The sequence below is a fragment of the Candidatus Dependentiae bacterium genome, assembly GCA_040878395.1.
Lineage (GTDB): Bacteria > Babelota > Babeliae > Babelales > Vermiphilaceae > JAKBEL01.
Genome location: JBBDMI010000005.1, coordinates 138,939 through 155,756, shown reverse-complemented (window position 1 = coordinate 155,756; position 16,818 = coordinate 138,939). Strand labels below are relative to the sequence as shown.

Annotated in this window: 17 protein-coding genes; 8 read left to right on the top strand and 9 right to left on the bottom strand. The window is 34.4% G+C overall.

What is annotated here, in order from left to right; genetic code table 11:
• Nucleotides 1–83: 83 nt before the first annotated feature.
• A complete protein-coding gene (locus tag WD055_02135) occupies nt 84–977 on the bottom strand; it encodes a hypothetical protein (GenBank protein ID MEX0849001.1) in 894 nt (297 codons plus the stop codon).
• 68 nt (nt 978–1,045) lie between these two features.
• Nucleotides 1,046–1,945, bottom strand: coding sequence for a hypothetical protein (locus WD055_02130; GenBank protein ID MEX0849000.1), 900 nt, complete (start codon nt 1,943–1,945; stop codon nt 1,046–1,048).
• A gap of 184 nt (nt 1,946–2,129) precedes the next feature.
• On the opposite strand from WD055_02130, the gene WD055_02125 reads away from it, so the two are divergent.
• Complete coding sequence (locus tag WD055_02125) at nt 2,130–4,121, top strand: hypothetical protein (GenBank protein MEX0848999.1); 1,992 nt, start codon at nt 2,130–2,132, stop codon at nt 4,119–4,121.
• Here WD055_02125 and WD055_02120 read toward each other — a convergent pair.
• Nucleotides 4,118–5,059: a hypothetical protein gene (locus WD055_02120; GenBank protein ID MEX0848998.1), complete on the bottom strand. Its 942-nt coding sequence runs from the start codon at nt 5,057–5,059 to the stop codon at nt 4,118–4,120. The two genes, WD055_02125 and WD055_02120, sit on opposite strands and share 4 nt — an antisense overlap.
• A 182-nt stretch (nt 5,060–5,241) precedes the next feature.
• Here WD055_02120 and WD055_02115 point away from each other — a divergent pair, with 182 nt between their 5' ends.
• From WD055_02115 to WD055_02100, 4 genes are all read left to right on the top strand, one after another.
• Nucleotides 5,242–5,655 carry a hypothetical protein gene (locus WD055_02115; GenBank protein MEX0848997.1) on the top strand — a complete coding sequence of 138 codons (414 nt, stop codon included), beginning with the start codon at nt 5,242–5,244 and terminating at the stop codon, nt 5,653–5,655.
• Between the two features lie 310 nt (nt 5,656–5,965).
• Nucleotides 5,966–6,346 carry a hypothetical protein gene (locus WD055_02110; protein ID MEX0848996.1) on the top strand — a complete coding sequence of 127 codons (381 nt, stop codon included), beginning with the start codon at nt 5,966–5,968 and terminating at the stop codon, nt 6,344–6,346.
• A 173-nt stretch (nt 6,347–6,519) separates the two neighbouring features.
• Nucleotides 6,520–6,963 carry an NfeD family protein gene (locus WD055_02105; protein ID MEX0848995.1) on the top strand — a complete coding sequence of 148 codons (444 nt, stop codon included), beginning with the start codon at nt 6,520–6,522 and terminating at the stop codon, nt 6,961–6,963.
• A gap of 39 nt (nt 6,964–7,002) precedes the next feature.
• Entirely contained in the window at nt 7,003–7,998 is a 996-nt protein-coding gene (locus tag WD055_02100; protein ID MEX0848994.1) for an SPFH domain-containing protein, read from the top strand.
• A 240-nt stretch (nt 7,999–8,238) separates the two neighbouring features.
• Here the strand turns inward: WD055_02100 and WD055_02095 are convergent, their stop codons facing one another.
• Both WD055_02095 and WD055_02090 read right to left on the bottom strand, forming a co-directional pair.
• Nucleotides 8,239–8,721, bottom strand: a complete 483-nt coding sequence (locus WD055_02095; protein ID MEX0848993.1) for a hypothetical protein — start codon at nt 8,719–8,721, stop codon at nt 8,239–8,241.
• Nucleotides 8,721–9,041: a hypothetical protein gene (locus WD055_02090; protein MEX0848992.1), complete on the bottom strand. Its 321-nt coding sequence runs from the start codon at nt 9,039–9,041 to the stop codon at nt 8,721–8,723. Before WD055_02090 ends, WD055_02095 begins: the two co-directional genes overlap by 1 nt.
• Before the next feature lie 169 nt (nt 9,042–9,210).
• On the opposite strand from WD055_02090, the gene WD055_02085 reads away from it, so the two are divergent.
• A complete protein-coding gene (locus tag WD055_02085; protein ID MEX0848991.1) occupies nt 9,211–9,870 on the top strand; it encodes a transaldolase family protein in 660 nt (219 codons plus the stop codon).
• Nucleotides 9,871–10,072: 202 nt separating this feature from the next.
• Nucleotides 10,073–11,203, top strand: a complete 1,131-nt coding sequence (locus WD055_02080) for a glycosyltransferase (protein MEX0848990.1) — start codon at nt 10,073–10,075, stop codon at nt 11,201–11,203.
• A 2-nt stretch (nt 11,204–11,205) separates the two neighbouring features.
• Here WD055_02080 and WD055_02075 read toward each other — a convergent pair whose 3' ends face one another.
• The 4 genes from WD055_02075 to WD055_02060 all read right to left on the bottom strand — a co-directional run bounded on the left by WD055_02075 (nt 11,206) and on the right by WD055_02060 (nt 14,741).
• The gene (locus tag WD055_02075; GenBank protein ID MEX0848989.1) at nt 11,206–12,147 is read right to left on the bottom strand and encodes a hypothetical protein; all 942 of its coding nucleotides are present in this window, start codon (nt 12,145–12,147) and stop codon (nt 11,206–11,208) included.
• Nucleotides 12,148–12,172: 25 nt separating this feature from the next.
• Nucleotides 12,173–12,748 (bottom strand): hypothetical protein, encoded by a 576-nt coding sequence (locus WD055_02070; GenBank protein MEX0848988.1) that lies wholly within the window; start codon nt 12,746–12,748, stop codon nt 12,173–12,175.
• A gap of 118 nt (nt 12,749–12,866) precedes the next feature.
• Nucleotides 12,867–14,069, bottom strand: coding sequence for a phospholipase D-like domain-containing protein (locus tag WD055_02065; GenBank protein ID MEX0848987.1), 1,203 nt, complete (start codon nt 14,067–14,069; stop codon nt 12,867–12,869).
• A gap of 129 nt (nt 14,070–14,198) precedes the next feature.
• Nucleotides 14,199–14,741, bottom strand: a complete 543-nt coding sequence (locus tag WD055_02060) for a hypothetical protein (GenBank protein ID MEX0848986.1) — start codon at nt 14,739–14,741, stop codon at nt 14,199–14,201.
• A 103-nt stretch (nt 14,742–14,844) separates the two neighbouring features.
• Here WD055_02060 and uvrB point away from each other — a divergent pair, with 103 nt between their 5' ends.
• On the top strand, nt 14,845–16,818 hold the full coding sequence (gene uvrB / locus WD055_02055) for an excinuclease ABC subunit UvrB (GenBank protein MEX0848985.1): 1,974 nt from the start codon (nt 14,845–14,847) through the stop codon (nt 16,816–16,818).

Here is a 16,818-nt window from a genome sequence, read left to right as displayed (position 1 = left end):
TTTTACAGGATACTGGCTTTGATTTAAATTATGCACTTCAATATTGAATGTGCGAAAAGTAAAAAGCTAAAGCAAGATTAATTTTATCGCCTAAACACTTTTGTGCGTATATAGGCATTGCCTTTTCTGTCAGATTTAATGTGCAGTAGTTTTTCCCGTTTTTTTGCATTGTCATCCAATGAATCATAAAGAGCATCAAGTTCTTTTGTGAGTAGTGGAAGATGACGCAGAAATTTTTTGAGTAAAAACTCGATATGCATAAGAGACCAGCAGTTCAATTTTACTTTTGCTTGACGCACGTTATCAAATTCATCAAATCGGCGTTCGGAATATATTTTGAGCGTGCGTCGTTTTTTGCGCACACGTTGAAAATCTAAAATTTGATAGAGATCAGTGCCGGAATAAAAAGAGTATATTTTTTTAAAACAGCTGTTTTGTGCTAAATCTTTTGTAGCAAGTTGTACCGGTGCTGCTAGCATAATGAGTTCATCAATAATCAATGGTGTATCATTCTTTTGTGCCGGACATAGATTGAGTGCAACATTGCCACCATGGCTATGTGTAATGATACGAATTTTCAAATCGGTATTAGGATACTTTTTTGAGTATATATTTTTTAATTCTAAAATTGCTAAGTATAATGAACGGGCAGTCTCTTCGCGCTTGTCATAGCATAATGCTCCTGACCATCCATAAAAATAGAAGTTTTCCATTTGATATTTTTTTGGATCGGCTTCACTTAAAACTTCTGCAATAACGCGAGCATGATAACGTGGCGAACGGTATTGCAGTGCGTTGACCATACCTTTTTGATGATAAAAAAAATTGCGTAGAATTAAATCCGGAGTGATATTGCTACCATGCACCCAAATGGTGATGGTGATCTCTTTTTTTTTTGATTGTGAATTTTCATGTGTTGCAGCTTTTGCGCAAATGAATATACATGCACAAAGCAACAGTATGTTTTTGATCTTCATGCTATGTAATGTATTATTTTTTGATTGGCTTTTTCAATAAACTAAATAATTCTTTAAAAAACAAAAGGTTATAGTAATTTTTTATCTATAATGATTGGATTTAATTTAGTGCGAATATCAAGTTGTTTTGTCATGTGAAGTTGGTCAGGTGCAATGGTTTGATAATATGTATCGATTGTATTGCATAGTAAGGGCAAATGTTGAAGGAAATTTGTCCAAATGAAATCGATATGCATTAATGGACGTCCGTTAATTTTAATGCGTGCTTGGCGAAGTTTTTTATGGTGTTCAAAGCGGCGTTCAGAAAAAGTTCTGTTGCTTTTTCCTTTTTTGTACCATCCTTGTGGATCAATAACTTGGAACATATCTCCCGCAGAATAAAAAGCATATACTTTTTTAAAGCAATCGTTTTGAATTAATTTTTTTGTTTTATGTTGTACAGGGCAGGCTAATAAAATAAGTTCATCAATTACGATAGGATTTTTCTTTTTTTGTATTTTTGCCAAGTTTAATGCAACATTACCACCATGGCTATGCGTAATTATACGAATAAACGGTGGTACACCTAAAATATTGGTATGTTCTTTGATGATTTCTTGAACGCTGTCATAAAGTTCTTGTGCTGCACACTTTCTTTGATTAAAGCATAATTTTCCATTCCAGCCAAAAATGTAGAAGTTCTCAAATTGATAATTATTTGCGTCAGTTTTACACAATAAATCAACAATGGTTCGTTTATGATATTGGATGTCATATGCACTTGCTTTATGCATTCCCGGAATACGATAAAAGAAACGCTTTAATACGATTGTTGGCGTAAGTTTAGTGCCATGAACCCAAATAGTAACAATTGGGCGTTTGGCATTCAACACCAATGATTTGTTCTGTTCAACTGTTTTATTGATGAACGAGAATGCACAAATGACGCAAGAAATGAGGAATAAGCAGGTTCTTTTTATAAACTTCATGCTCTTAGTTTATAACATAATGGAAAAAATGGCAAAAATGGGGGCGAATAGCTGTTTTTCAGGTATTAAATTGCTTTGAAGTGCCATATGCACCTTATTCTAATAAACATTTTTATATATTTTGTTATGATGCTGGATATTAGTATATGAAAACATTTTTTTTATTTTTTTTGGAGGTCTGTATATGTATGTATCAATGAATAGATTTTTTTTAGTATTATTCTTGCTTTTTCCCGCGCAATCACTGTTTGCAGCAGATGTAGCGAATGTAAGTAGTGTTGTTCAAGGAATATTGAGTCACGAGTCTGAATCAGATAGAAAATTGAATGTATTTGTGCATAGACAAATACGAGAGCTGAATGATGAAGGCAAATTGGCTTTATATACAAATGATAAAATGCAAGTAAGTGAGCGTTTGCCGGTTATTGCATATTTTATCTTGCATGAATATAGAACAAGAGATAAAAAAAAGAGAAAAAATAGAACGTCAGTTTTAGCGGAAAATATTAATAACATTGCCGCAATGGCGCAAAGAGCGTGTCTGTGGGATGTTGTCATTAATAGAAAAAATAATGATGAAAAAGAAATAACTTTAGAACATCAATTGACCGGTGAGCAGGTTGTAACAAAAGCAGATTGTTTTCAAAATGTACCTTTGTTGCAAAATTGCGCAGATGATTGTGGCATTTCAGTTGCATCGGATAAATTGTTAACGCAAGGCGTATCGAGTATTTTGTGCAGTGATTCAGCTGGTGATGTAAAGTTACTGATGCAAGTTTTAAAACTTGTTTCTGAAGAAGATCAAGAAAAATTAACTGAACAGATTAATGCTTTATCTGATGAGCAATTGAACCGGTTATACAAAAAAGCAGATTATTTAAATCTTGCAGGGGTGCAAAAATTATGTGCTGCAAGAATAGCAAAAGAATTAAAAGAAATTGAGTTAACAGGAATTGAAACTTTGCCTGTTGAACTGGAACATGAAGTTAAGCAACTGCTTGATGTTAAACCTCTGTTTGACGCAATGCAATCACGAATAATAATTAATTTAGATCTTTTATTGTTAAAAACGGATATGCGTTTCAGGTCAATTTGTTGTAACAAACTACAAGATGTGCTGTGGATTGGACTTAATAGACGAGTATTGAGATATGATGTGAAAAAAAGATTAATAGAAGATATAGGTGTTAGGCTTCTGGCAAGAGAAAATATCAACTCAGTTGCTTATAACAAAGTGAAAAATGAGGTGTTGATTGGAACTAACTATCGAGCATTGGTTTATAATATTGAAAATAAATTGATTGTTGAGCATGCAGGGTTTGATAGACCTTTTGAGATTGGGAACTACCTTTTTTTTGAATGTATTACCTCAGTTATTGATAGCAAAGTGAAAAATGAGCTCTTGATTACGACTAACAAGCGAGTATTGAGAATTCATGATATTGAGAATAAATCGATTATTGAGAATATAGAGTTTGAATTTTGTGGTTGTGAACGTAGTATCGAGTCAGTTATTGATAGCAAAGTAAAAAATGAGATCTTGATTAGAACTAACTATCGAGTATTGATTTATGATGTTAAAAAAAAAACATTCAAAAATGCAGGATTTGAGGGTCAGTATGATGAGCTTATCAGATCGATTAATTATAACAGAGCGGAAGATGAGCTGTTAATTGCGACTAATAAGCGAGTATTGATTTATGATATTGAGAATAAATCGATTATTAAGGATATAGATATTAAGTTTCAAGAGGATGATCCTGTTTATTCAGCTGTTTATAATAAAGCGGAAGATGAGCTGTTGGTCAAGACTACTAGGCGAGTATTGATCTATAATCTTGTCAAAGGAGTGCTTAAGGAAATAATATTTAAGCGTCAGCAGGGTGAGTTTATTAGATCTATTGATTATAACAGAGCGGAAGATGGGCTATTGATTGGTACTAATAAGCGTATTTTGTTGTTACCATTATCCCATCGCTTATTGCCGCAACTTTCATTGAATCAATTAAAATTCTTAATGTACAAAGCGCTGCCGGCATGGCAAAGTAAGCAACCATATATGGTAACCAAAGAAGAAAAAGAGATATATGTAGATTTGCCGGATTGTTTGAAATGGGCACAATTTTTCGATGATGAATTATTACATGAAGAAAAAGAGGCTTCAGGTTGTGCTTAATGCTGCATTTTTTTTATTGGTGTACGGTCGGTGTAAACGCAGAGTAACTTACAGATTTTGTTAGGATCTTCGTTATAGATAATATTTTTATTCCATGCATCGATTTCATCTAAAATGCGGGGCAATAGGCGCAAAAATTGTGGATGAGAAAATTCTGAATGCATAATTGCTCGACGATTAATTTTTACCTTCATTTGTGCCAAATTCGGTTGATGAAAGAATTGTCTTTTTGAAAACAGTCCACATGATTTGCCTTTATGCTTATACATACCTTGAGGATCAAGAATCTGTATGAGATCAAGAGCTGAATAAAGAACATATATTTTTTCAAACATGGGATGTTGTGCTAAATGTTTTGTCTTTCCTTGCACCGGGCATGCCATTAAGATCAGTTCAGTAATATTCAGTTCGTCTTCATTTTTGGCTAAATTTGCTAAGTTCAGTGCAACGTTTCCGCCATGGCTGTGTGCGATAATACGGATTTTAGGTTTTATGCCATGTATGGCTTTATAGTTTTGTATTAATTGTAATAAACTTATATATAGTTTATCAGCTGCATATTCACGTTCTAAAAAGCATAGCTTTCCGGACCAGCCAAATATATAAAAATTATCGTGATGAAATCGCTGTGGATCTGCATCAACTAATGTGTGTGCGATAGTATATAGTTTATAATGGGTATCAATAGTTCTTGCCAATGTTAGTCCGGGTTGGCATTGAAAGTGTCGATTATACAATGGGCGGCTAAACAGGCGGGTTCCGTGTAGCCAGATAGTAATAGTGTGATTGTTGGTTAGGCTGAATGTTGTAGGTTTTTCTCGAGGTTGCACAATGAAAATATTCTTGCGCATTAAATATCGTGATGGAATAAAGCATCCTGGCAGCAGCATCAATTGTAACAAGCTCATGATGTTGATACCTATCATAATTTTTTTCATGCTTACCTCATCACATTTTTTCGAGCGCTTGCCTGCAATATCAAATTTTATATGAATTGGTTTGGAAAAATCTATGGAATTAGGCTTATACTTAATAAAATGCTTATATTTGGTATAATTATTATAATTTTTAAATAAATATGTATGACAAAAATAGAGCATTTACCTGAAAGGATATTAAGATGTATATGCGTATAAAATCTTTTACCTATATTTTTGTAGGACTATTGTCTTTGTTGTATGGTTGTCCGGTTATGAGTGCTGATAATGTTGAGATTCGTGAAACACCAACAGTAGGTCATGCTCATGATATTCATCTTCAAAAGTTGATGTATGCAATTAATGACATGGACACTGAAGAAGTGAAAAGAGTTTTGCAAGCTCTTTCAGATGATGAAAAACATGGTCTTTTAGGCAGAAAGATTCCAGTTCAGCAGGTGGTTGGTATTGGTAAAGGGTCTACGATGCTTAAGCTGAATAGGACTCCACGTGAACAGATTGATGTTGCCAGAGTTTGTGGAATAATTTTTTGGAATCTGAAATTAGAAAAAATAGAGAAACTCCTTCAAAGAGCTGATTCAGCTTATCACTCTTGATGTGCTCCGCGTAACAAAAGAGGTTTTCTAGTTGTGTGGTGTTTTCAGCAAATTAAATAATGATCAACGATCTGTTTCATTTTTTCCATGGTTGAAAAGCAAAGATGTCTTCATTTTTGACAAAAAACACCTGAATTGACGAAAAGCCCCAGTTTAATAAGATTTTTTATAAAAAAGTCTTGCAATGCCCCCCCCCCATTAATTGCTATTATGAAATTAAAATAAAGAGCTGGATGGTCTGGCTCTAAGTATAAAACAGGGTGAGAAACACCTTAAAAGTCCTTAAAAAAATGGGCGGGTAGGAGATGTCATGAAAAAAATGATATTACTTTCTTTATTGGCTGTTTCAGCCGGTCAATTGTTTGCGGCAGAATTAGCGTTTGATCAACAAAGGTTTCAAGGGGAAACTCTAGAGATTTTGATAAATGCAATTGCTTCTAAAGATGATAATGACAAGGTTGAAAGTTTAGTTGCCGATATGGAGTTAGAGTTACTTAATGCGCATGATGGAGTGTTCAGTCCATTAGGTGCAGCATTGTCGGTAAATAACAAAGTTGCTGAAGAATTGTTGCGAGATAAGGGTGCTACAGTTGTAGTAGACAATTATAAAGAATTTATAGAAAACAAGAGTTTGCCTCAAAAGCCGACATTCATGTCTCAAGAAGAATGGGATAGATCTGCTTCTGAATAAAAACATTACGTTTGAAAAAAAAGAGCTCGATTTATTGCGGGCTCTTTTTTTGTGCAATTTTTAAATTAATAAGTTCCATTTGGAATCTTACCATCTTGCCTTTTATGAAAAAATAGGTATAATTAAAAATGTAATCTTTTCACTTCTATACTACAACTATGGGAGGTGCTTCAATGAACAATTATATCTTTTTTTGGCTCATCGTTGCTCTATTTTTCTTACTGTTTGAACTTGGCAGTCCGGGGCTATTTTATTTCTTATCATTCTCTTTTGGTGCATTAATCACATCTTTTGCGAGCGCATTGTGTATAACGATGTTTGATCAAGCAATTATATTTATTGTTTCAAGCATTGCGGCTTTTTTTGTGCTCAACAAATGGGTGAGAAAACAGAGTGGGAATAAACATCATCATTCAAATGTGTATGCTATGCAAGGGAAAAAAGGTGTGGTGGTAACACCGGCAACATTAAATAGATTTGGTTATGTGCATATTGGTGGCCAGGTGTGGGCCTATAAAACAATGCATGATGAGATTATTGCTGTCGGTTGTCCGGTAGAGGTGATTGATGTACGAGGGGCACATGTAATTGTTCGTTCCTTCGATTTAAACAAATAAAAATATCTTTTAATAATTTTTCATTGAAAGGAACATATTATGTTCAACATGATTCCTTACGGCTTTATTATCTTTTTTGGGGCCGTTTTTATATTTCTTATCACATTCTTGATGCGTGCAGTTTACTTGGTACGTCAAGCGGAAGCGATTGTAATCGAAAAATTGGGTAAATATGATCGCACATTATTGCCCGGCTTGCATTTTGTTATTCCATTCATAGAGATCCCGCGTGGAGTGTCATGGACCTATGTAGAACAGTCTGAGGGTAAACGGTATTATCGTTATACGCGCCATACGTATCGCATTGATTTGCGTGAAGCGGTGTATGATTTTCCAAAGCAAAATGTAATTACTCGAGATAACGTAACGATGGAAATTAATGCATTGCTTTATTATCAAATTACTGATCCTAAAGCTGCAGTTTATGAAGTCTCAAACTTATCAGAAGCTATTGAAAAATTAACACAGACTACATTGCGTGATGTTATCGGTTCAATGGAACTTGATGAGAGTTTGGTTTCGCGTTCACAAATTAATGAGCGTTTGCGCATTATTTTAGATGAAGCAACGGATAAATGGGGTGTGAAGGTTAACCGTGTAGAATTGCAAGAGGTTAATCCACCGATTGATATTCGTCATGCAATGGAAAAACAGATGCGTGCAGAGCGTGATCGTCGTGCAATTATTTTGGAATCTGAAGGTACCAAACGTGCCGCAATTTTAGAGGCAGAAGGTGTTAAAGAATCTAACATTTTACGTGCTCAAGGAGAAGCAGAAGCAGAGATAAGGCGTGCTGAAGGTGCAGCAGATGCGCGGCTTAGAATCACAAAAGCAGAAACCGAAGCGATTAAGATGGTGCAAACTTCGATTCCTAATGGTGATCCAATGCCATACATGATTGCAATGCAATATATCAAAACGTTGCCGCAAATGATGGAAGGTAAAAATGACAAAATGATTTTGGTTCCTTATGAAGCAAGTTCATTAGTCGGTTCATTGGCATCTATCAAAAAAGTATTTGAAGGTGTCAAGTAACCGGGTCGTTTTAAAAATAAAAAAAAGCGATAGTTTATAAAAAACTATCGCTTTTTTTTTGTTGTATATGTTATTTGTATCATAAACAAGAGAGTATAATTGAGCAAATATAAAGGAAAAAAGATGATGACAACAAAACAAATCTTCGTGTTGCTGGCTCTTATTACCGGATTTATACTTATTTATGTTCTACGAACGTCGCAATGTCCGGTGCCTCCGGTGGTTATAGAGACTGAAGGGTTAGTGCGGTAGGGACGTTACTGATTTTACTTTATTTCTTACTTTATCAAAAAGATTATCCAGGCGTCTTTTGATGCCTTTTTCTTGTTTTGTTTTATTTTCTGATGACGCATTGGCCGTATTTGTATCTGATTTGTTTAATTGTTCATGCTTAGTGTTTAAGTCTTCAGCAATTTCTATAGCAGTTCTTACATTTTCAAGGCGCTGAGCATGTTGTTGAATTCGATTTTCGGCTTGTTTGTTCATTTTTTCATTTGATGCAAATAGGGATAGAGTATTGAATCCGGCAATTGCATTTAATGCTTTTTTTATTTCAAGTCTGCTGGCATTAATTTCTTTTTTTCTTGCCAATGCTATAGCTTTGGTTGCAGCTTTTTCGGCCAATGTAACTTGTTCTTCATGTAGAGTAGGGTAGGAATTTTTTGGTGGATTTGTATATAAGTTTGCTGTTATGAAGCTTAATAAAATAATTAATTTTTTCATTAAAATATCCTTTTGTGACAACATTCAATTTCACCAATTTTTTGATACATTACTTCGTATTTCCGTCGGTTTGCTTGGCTAAAGCAGCCGGCGCTTGCAATTTCTCTATGGAATATTGATTGAGAAAGTTCTTTAAAAGCATGTAGTTGATTTTCAGTGAGTGTTGACATATCTATGTTATTTATTTGGCGTACGGCCATTTGTTCAAAGCGAGTTTTTGCTTGATCAATTGTTTCATTTTGCGGTCCTGCCGGTGGTGTAAAATATCCATGCATGGTGCATACACACAGGAATAAGCTGAGTATTGCATATAACTTCATTTTTTCCCCTAAAAATTAAATGCTTCATTGGTTTTTTATACTTTTATTCTATCAGATTGATTTTATAATTGTAAATATTTTTTTATATAAGTACTTTAATCTATTTGAGATCTTATCTTTTTATGCTATAGATGATGTATCTATCTATCGCATAAATAAAGGAAGACTAATGAAACTATTTCTCGATACAGCCGATGTTGCCGCAATAAAAGAATGGGCTGGCACCGGGTTAATTGATGGAGTAACTACTAATCCAAGTCATTTGGCAAAAGAGGGTAAAAATCCAAAAAAAAGAGTGTTGGAGATTTGCGATTTGCTTCCTGATGGCGAAATCAGTGTTGAAGTCACAGAGCAAGATCCAAAAAAAGTGTATAAACAAGCAAAAGCGATTGCATCACTTGCGGATAATATTTTGGTGAAAATTCCATGTCATCGTGATTATTATCCAGTTATTGCACAGTTGGTTGATGAGGGGGTCAAATTGAATATAACGCTTGTTTTTAGTTTGGTACAAAGTTTGTTTATGTGTAAGTTGGGCGTTACCTATATTTCACCATTTATCGGCAGATGGGATGATATTGATGTTGAGGGAAAAGATTTATTAATTGAATTGCGTGATGTTATTGATGATTATGCATATGAAACACAAATTTTGGCCGCGTCGATCAGAGGTGTGCGCCATTTGCATGAAGCGATTATAGCAGGTGCAGATGCAGCAACAGTGCCTCTTGCGGTTTTGGAGAAATCAACAAATCATGTTTTGACTGATAAAGGTATTGATACATTTAATGCTGATTGGGCAAAATTGGGAGTGAAAACGTTTCCATAATCGTTTTGCAGATGATGAAAAAAACCTTTATACTAAGGGAAATTCCATTTTTTAGCGTATAGGTTTTTTCAATGTCTTATAGTTTTTTTCTTATTCTTTTTTTAATGCCAAAAATATTAACTATAATAAAAAAAAGTGATCATAGCGCATTAGTTTCATGTTGTTGATCTATTGCATATTAGATTATTAATTTGGATAATATATGAACATAGTAATGGTTACTAATAATTATAGTCCTTATAGTGGCGGTGTTGTCAGCTCTATAAATGCACAAGTTGATGCACTGCAAAAATTAGGTCATATAGTTACGCTCATTACCTTGGATTTTTCAGGTAAAAATTATCAAGATCCTACGTGGGTAAAGCGATTGTATTGTCCAATTACGTTTATATATAAAAAAAATCATATGGCCATTCCATGGCGTGCTAAAAAACAGATACGACAGTTGATTTCAGAAATCAAACCGGACATTGTGCATGTACATCATCCTTTTTTATTAGGTCATAGTGCAATGCAAGTTGCAAAGCAGATGCATATTCCGATGATATTTACCTATCACACTATATATGAGGCATACGCTCACTATATTCCATTGCCTCAAGCATTTGTGAAAAAAATAACGACATATAGTGTATTAAAGTTTTGTAGACAGGTTGATGGTATTATAGCGCCAAGTTCATCGATTCAGGATTATTTAATCGATAATACAATTGAAACACCAATAAAGGTTATACCGAGTGGATTATTATCCATATTTTTGCCGACACATATAAAAAAGCGTCCGGTTGAGAATGGTATGTTGCATTTGTTGGTTGTGAGTCGCATGACCAAAGAGAAAAATATAAAAGCGATATTGCACGTTGCACAACAATTAATCGAACAAAATGTTTTGTTTCAGTTGAAATTAATCGGTTTTGGCGTTGAGTATGACCATTTGCGTGAGTATGCATTTGAGCAGTTAAGATTGCCAAAAGATGTCGTGCAATTTATATATAAACCATCAAAGAATGAAATTGAACAAGCATATCAATCAGCTGATATGTTTCTTTTTCCATCAAAAACAGACACACAAGGGCTAGTTTTAGCTGAAGCTATGGCTGCAGGAGCTCCGGTAATTGCTTTTGATGGTGCAGGGCAACGAGATATAATAAAACAGGCGCAAAATGGTTATATCGTTGTAAATGAAGGTGAAATGGTAGATGTTATTAAGGAATTAGCGCATAGCCCTGAACAATTAAGCCTGTTATCAGAATATGCACATGAAACAGGCCAAAACTATAAACCTGCAGTTTTAGCCCAAAAATTGATTCAATTTTATCAATGTTTTTTGTGAATCTAACTTTGATCAGCAGCCGGCTCTTTGCCTTTGTCGGTATAAGCTAACGCTTTGAATGCCGGATTTTTTGTTAGTTCAGTCAATAATTTGCCTTGCTCATTAATCACGTCATCTTTAATTGTATTAATATTTTCTTCAAGTTCTTGCTTTAGTTCTTTTCTTTTGTCTAATGCTTCTTTTTTTATTCGTTTGAATAAATGATTATTCTTATTTTCAGGAACCTGTTTTTCCAGTCGTCTTATACGTGATGGATTTAAAACGATAAGTTCTTTTTGGTAATCATTATCTTCAATCGCATTGATTATACGTGACATGACAGATGCATTATTTTTCATGAACTTTTTTGCCCATCTATGAATATCGCTGTTTTTAAGTTCCAGGTGTTCATTGAAAAATGTAATAATCTTATTGTTGTTAAAATTGTCTTCATATATTGAGGCCAAACAAATGTCTGTCAATTGGCCTGCTATGCCATTAGGTTCAAACTTTGTAAGGTTTGTCACTGATCGACGCAATGATTGTTGCAATAGTAAATTGGTCTGTAGTGAAATAGTTTCTTCTCTTCCGCTGTTTCTTTTAATCAAGATCGAATTGGTTCGTTGTAGTAATGATACTTTTTTTATTGTATTATCTTGAGTTTCTTCATCACTAGAAGAGCCATCAGAACTTGTAGATGCAATGCTGCCAGGATCTGTATTTTTAACGGTGCTTGTTGGCCAAGATGGTATCCATTGTTTTGCACGTGTATAAAAATTGCCAAATAACGATCTGTTATAATTTGAAAATAAAGATTGATTGTAATTTTGGTAGGTGTAATAGCATGCAGTTGCAACTGTTGCTGCCAAGCCGGCATACATCCAGTTTTTTGATGATGCTTGTGCATTGTTATTTATACCCGCAACAATAATACAGAATAAAACTGCTTTTATTTTTTTATACATGCTATAACCTCCATTTAATATTTAATTACTTTTGATTGATCTGAGCTTTCATAACAAGCACAAATTGCTCAAAATCAAGTGCATCAGCTTCTTCAAGAGTGTACTCGTTTGGATTTTTTTCTAAAGTTTCTGCAACTTTAGTTTCATCCAGTTGTTCCATTTGCAGACCAGTTGCTTTTTGTTTCCATTCATGAGCTTTAGAGATAAGCTTTTTGTCTTTTTTTGATAATTCATTATAAAGATCGGCCAATAATATTGAGCATCCCTTTTTTGTGCCTTCTGAAGCGCGTGGATTATTTACTGCACGTTCTAATCGCTTAATATATCTTTTCATTGTGCGAGAGCTCAGTTTTTGTTCTTTCTTTTTTGTTTTGTCTTGTGCAACAAAAAGAATTGCTGTCGGACGTTCAAGCTTTGCGCTTGATTCGATGCTTTTTTTATAAGTTTTACGTTTACCTCTTTCTTTTGCGTCCATAGCTTTTTGTAATGCTAATGCTGCACGCTCTTCGCGTGTCATTCGTTTTTTACTTTTTTCAGTGTCAGCAGCAGATATATTTCCTGCAATACAGACTAAGCTTAAAGCTAAAAATAGTTTATTCATGATTAATACCTCTATTTTTTGAATAAAACAATATGAAAACTAACTGTTTTAAATATAACATATAAATGACAAATTGCAACAAAAATGTTGTTTACCTGTATTTAGCTGTTTTTTTGCATTAAGATCTTGATCTTTTATGTAGGTTTTGCTCATTTGGTGATCTGTTATCAGATGAACGTTTTGAGCCTAAGGTTCTTGCGGCTTTTATTTCTTGTGCATATCGCACGATATCTTGTAATTCTTTTTCCAGTTTAAATGCCTTTAAGATGTTATAGGCTTCCGGTGTGTATTTTTCTACTAATTGATGTTCATAGTCTTGAGCTAATGCAGCAAGGTGTTTTTCATCTTCAATCCCTTTGACCACCGGGCGTGATTGTTGCTTTAGATGTTGAAATTGATCTTTAAATTTGTTGTAAGAAGCTTTGTTATTATATACGCTCATATGTTCTGTATTCCAAAGTTCTGCAGCATGAGTAAAATTATATGAACCGGACAAGATTAATGATTGGTCTAGAATGTTTTGTTCACACAACATAAACTTAGCATGCATGATAGCCTTGGATCTTTCAGGGTCATTCCATTCATAATAAGGAATTTTATATAGTTTAAATAATTGAATGATATCATCTGAATTATTGGTTTTATCTACAATGACTTCTACCTTAACGCCACGCTTATGAGCTTTGTGTAATTCTTCGACGATATGTTCATTATTGAATTTATAGCAAGCGATTTTAATAGATTTTTTTTCTGCACGAATTACTGATAAAATTAACAATTCAATTTTTGTGTCAGGTGTAAAAAAATCTTTGTGTATTTGTTCTTTTGTTGCTCCAAGCTCTTTAATCAGAGGTTGTGCATTCAATTCTCGTAATGTATTAAGTGCAGATGTAATACTCAAATATTTATGTGCAATAGCCAGAGTCTCATTGATATTTTTAATGCTATGAGGGTAGTGCTGTTGAATCTGTTGAAGAATATCGTACATAGTATCTTCAGGTTGTATTCTTTGTAATAGAGTATATAAAAGAAGAAATATATTTTCTTCTTGAGGGGATTTAAAGTCTAGATATAATCTATTTTTGCTATATGTCATTGGATTGTCATAATCTTGAGGTTGTTGTAATAATGCACGTACATAGGGCATTTTTATGAGTGTATCTTTTTTTAGTTTGACACTCTGTTGCTTGCCATTAAATGGATATGAGGTGGATGTTACCTGTATTAGCTCTGTGCCGGCTTGGGAATCAGCACAAAATGTTATACTGCTGCTAAATAAAATAGAAACAGATAAAAAAGCCTGTTTTTTTATTGATATCATAGATTATAACCTTATTTTTATAACATTAGGATATGTCTTTAAGATTACATGTTTATTTTCTATTTGTCAAATTGACGGCCTTTGTCCTAAGATAAGATTATGAGGTTTGCTAGGGTTTAAATGGTCCTTTTAGGTGGATTCTGTATGTATTTCAGCCCATTTTTCTAGATCAATAAGATAAGCTGATGCATAGGGCGCGATATCTTTAGTATAACTGCCAAGTTTTTCTTGTTCTTTTTTAATGATTCTTTTATATCGTTTGAGTGCGCTTTTCGCTGAAGATGATTGTTGAATATTTTTGCATTGTGCATGCGTTTTTTCGATTTGTTGTTCAGCTTGTTGATCATAGGATGAGCGATAGATGAAGTAGCGTTGAGGATATTTGGCTATATCTGGTATTTCAAAACGGACTTTATCGCAAAATGAAAAAGTTAAACTGTTATTATTGAGTTTAACTACGCCTATTTGGTGGTGAGCATTAAGGCAGAATGCATGTACTATCCCTTTATCAGATTTTTCTTGGCTATAGGTAGGGCCATATGACATGCCTTGGTGCCATGCGATAGCTTTTGCAATATTGGCAGGTAGGACTAATTTTTTTTGATTGGAAGCTTTATCAGCAGCAGAAAGATGAAATGTTGATAGGCAACAAAGGAGTAAAAGAGATAGCATTACAGGGCTCCTTAGCTTAAAAATATATAAAAATCAATTTAGAATAATAATATCCGTAAGTCAAAAATCTGCATTTTTTGAATTTTATGTTATAATTATGGGTATGAAAAATAAACTGTTTAAACTTCACTCACCATTTCCGGTCTCTGGCGATCAGGGCAAAGCAATTGAGAAATTAAGCCAAAATAGGCCAGGTAAATCGACACTTTTAGGTGTAACCGGCTCGGGCAAAACATTTACCATGGCAAATGTGATTGCAAATCAGGATAAACCTGTATTGATTTTATCACCAAATAAAACATTGGCTGCTCAGCTTTATGAGGAGTTTTGTCAATTTTTTCCTGAAAACAAAGTATGTTATTTTGTCAGTTATTATGACTATTATCAACCGGAATCATATCTGCCGGCACAAGATGTGTATGTGCCAAAAGAGACAAAAGTAAATAGTGAGATTGAACGTTTGCGCGTTGAGGCAACCGCTTCGATGGTTAATCGTCGCGATACGATTGTCATCGCTTCGGTTTCATGTATCTATTCATTAGGTAATCCTGAGGATTATCGTAGTTTGGCATTTCATCTGAAGGTTGGTCAAAATATTTCACGTAAAGAGCTGTTGCAAAAGTTAGTTGCGATTCAATATGTGCGCAATGATGTACAGCGTGCATCGGGCACCATGCAAGTTTTGGGTAATGCTATTGAAGTTAATTTACCGTATCAAAAAGATAAATTGAGAATCGAGCTTTTTGGCAATACTATTGAAGCAATGCAATGGGTGTCAAAACAGAATAATAATGTGCAAATGGAGTTGGATAACACTATTGTGTTCCCTGCAAAGCATTTTGTAACACCACAAAATCGTATAGATGGTGCAATAAGAAGTATCAAATCGGAGTTGCAGCAATGGGCGCCACAAGTTAAAAATCCATTATATCAAGAGCGCATTAAGCAACGAGTTTCGCATGATATTGAAATGTTGCAAGAGGTTGGTTATTGCTCCGGTATTGAGAACTATTCAGTACATTTTGATGGTCGTAAATCTGGTGAAAGGCCGTATACTCTATTTGATTTTTATGAAGATAATGATTTCCTGTTAATGATTGATGAGTCACATATTGCGGTTCCGCAATTACGAGGAATGTATGCAGGAGATCGTTCACGTAAGAAATCATTGATTGATTTTGGTTTTCGTTTGCCGTCAGCATTTGATAATCGTCCGTTGCAATTTGAAGAAATTGAAACGTATTTTAATAATGTGGTATTTGTCTCAGCAACACCGGGACCGTATGAGATTCAACAATCGGATACCATTGCAGAACAAATCATTCGCCCAACAGGTTTGATTGACCCTGAAGTCCATGTGCAATCACGTGTTGGCCAAATTGATCACTTAATTAATGAAATTAATCAAACTGCCGATAAAGGTTTTCGTACATTAGTTACAGTATTGACCAAAAAATTGGCCGAAGAGCTAGCTCATTATCTTGAAGATCGTCAAATTAAAGTTTGTTATTTGCATAGTGAACTGAAAACGCCACAACGGACAGAGTTGTTACAGAAATTGAGGTTGGGTACGTTTGATTGCTTAGTTGGTGTGAATTTACTGCGTGAAGGTTTGGATTTACCGGAAGTTGCGCTTGTTGCAATTATGGATGCAGATATTGAAAGTTTCTTGCGCGATAAACGTTCATTAATTCAAACTATTGGCCGTGCCGCACGGAACACCGAAAGTAAGGTGATCATGTATGCTGATAAAATCACCAAATCAATGCAATCGGCAATTGATGAAACAGATCGCCGACGTGAAATTCAATTAGCTTTTAACAAAGCACATAATATCACGCCAAAAACGGTAAAACGTGAAGTGGTTAAAAGTATCAGTAATATTCAAAAAGCGATTGCAGAAGCCTCAAAGGCTAACAAAAAGAAAAATAAAAAGAACTTTTCTCAAGATGAACTTGAGCAACGCATTGCAGAACTTAAAGATGAGATGGTGCAAGCGGCAGAGAATCTTGAATTTGAAAAAGCGATTGCATTGCGTAATCAGATGCAGAAGTTAGTACAAAAAATATCAAAATAA

Coding starts and splice junctions, on each gene's coding strand:
- WD055_02135 (MEX0849001.1), bottom strand. CDS start 977: ATGAAGATCAAAAACATACTGTTGCTTTGTGCATGTATATTCATTTGC.
- WD055_02130 (MEX0849000.1), bottom strand. CDS start 1,945: ATGAAGTTTATAAAAAGAACCTGCTTATTCCTCATTTCTTGCGTCATT.
- WD055_02125 (MEX0848999.1), top strand. CDS start 2,130: ATGTATGTATCAATGAATAGATTTTTTTTAGTATTATTCTTGCTTTTT.
- WD055_02120 (MEX0848998.1), bottom strand. CDS start 5,059: ATGAAAAAAATTATGATAGGTATCAACATCATGAGCTTGTTACAATTG.
- WD055_02115 (MEX0848997.1), top strand. CDS start 5,242: ATGTATATGCGTATAAAATCTTTTACCTATATTTTTGTAGGACTATTG.
- WD055_02110 (MEX0848996.1), top strand. CDS start 5,966: ATGAAAAAAATGATATTACTTTCTTTATTGGCTGTTTCAGCCGGTCAA.
- WD055_02105 (MEX0848995.1), top strand. CDS start 6,520: ATGAACAATTATATCTTTTTTTGGCTCATCGTTGCTCTATTTTTCTTA.
- WD055_02100 (MEX0848994.1), top strand. CDS start 7,003: ATGTTCAACATGATTCCTTACGGCTTTATTATCTTTTTTGGGGCCGTT.
- WD055_02095 (MEX0848993.1), bottom strand. CDS start 8,721: ATGAAAAAATTAATTATTTTATTAAGCTTCATAACAGCAAACTTATAT.
- WD055_02090 (MEX0848992.1), bottom strand. CDS start 9,041: ATGAAGTTATATGCAATACTCAGCTTATTCCTGTGTGTATGCACCATG.
- WD055_02085 (MEX0848991.1), top strand. CDS start 9,211: ATGAAACTATTTCTCGATACAGCCGATGTTGCCGCAATAAAAGAATGG.
- WD055_02080 (MEX0848990.1), top strand. CDS start 10,073: ATGAACATAGTAATGGTTACTAATAATTATAGTCCTTATAGTGGCGGT.
- WD055_02075 (MEX0848989.1), bottom strand. CDS start 12,147: ATGTATAAAAAAATAAAAGCAGTTTTATTCTGTATTATTGTTGCGGGT.
- WD055_02070 (MEX0848988.1), bottom strand. CDS start 12,748: ATGAATAAACTATTTTTAGCTTTAAGCTTAGTCTGTATTGCAGGAAAT.
- WD055_02065 (MEX0848987.1), bottom strand. CDS start 14,069: ATGATATCAATAAAAAAACAGGCTTTTTTATCTGTTTCTATTTTATTT.
- WD055_02060 (MEX0848986.1), bottom strand. CDS start 14,741: ATGCTATCTCTTTTACTCCTTTGTTGCCTATCAACATTTCATCTTTCT.
- uvrB (MEX0848985.1), top strand. CDS start 14,845: ATGAAAAATAAACTGTTTAAACTTCACTCACCATTTCCGGTCTCTGGC.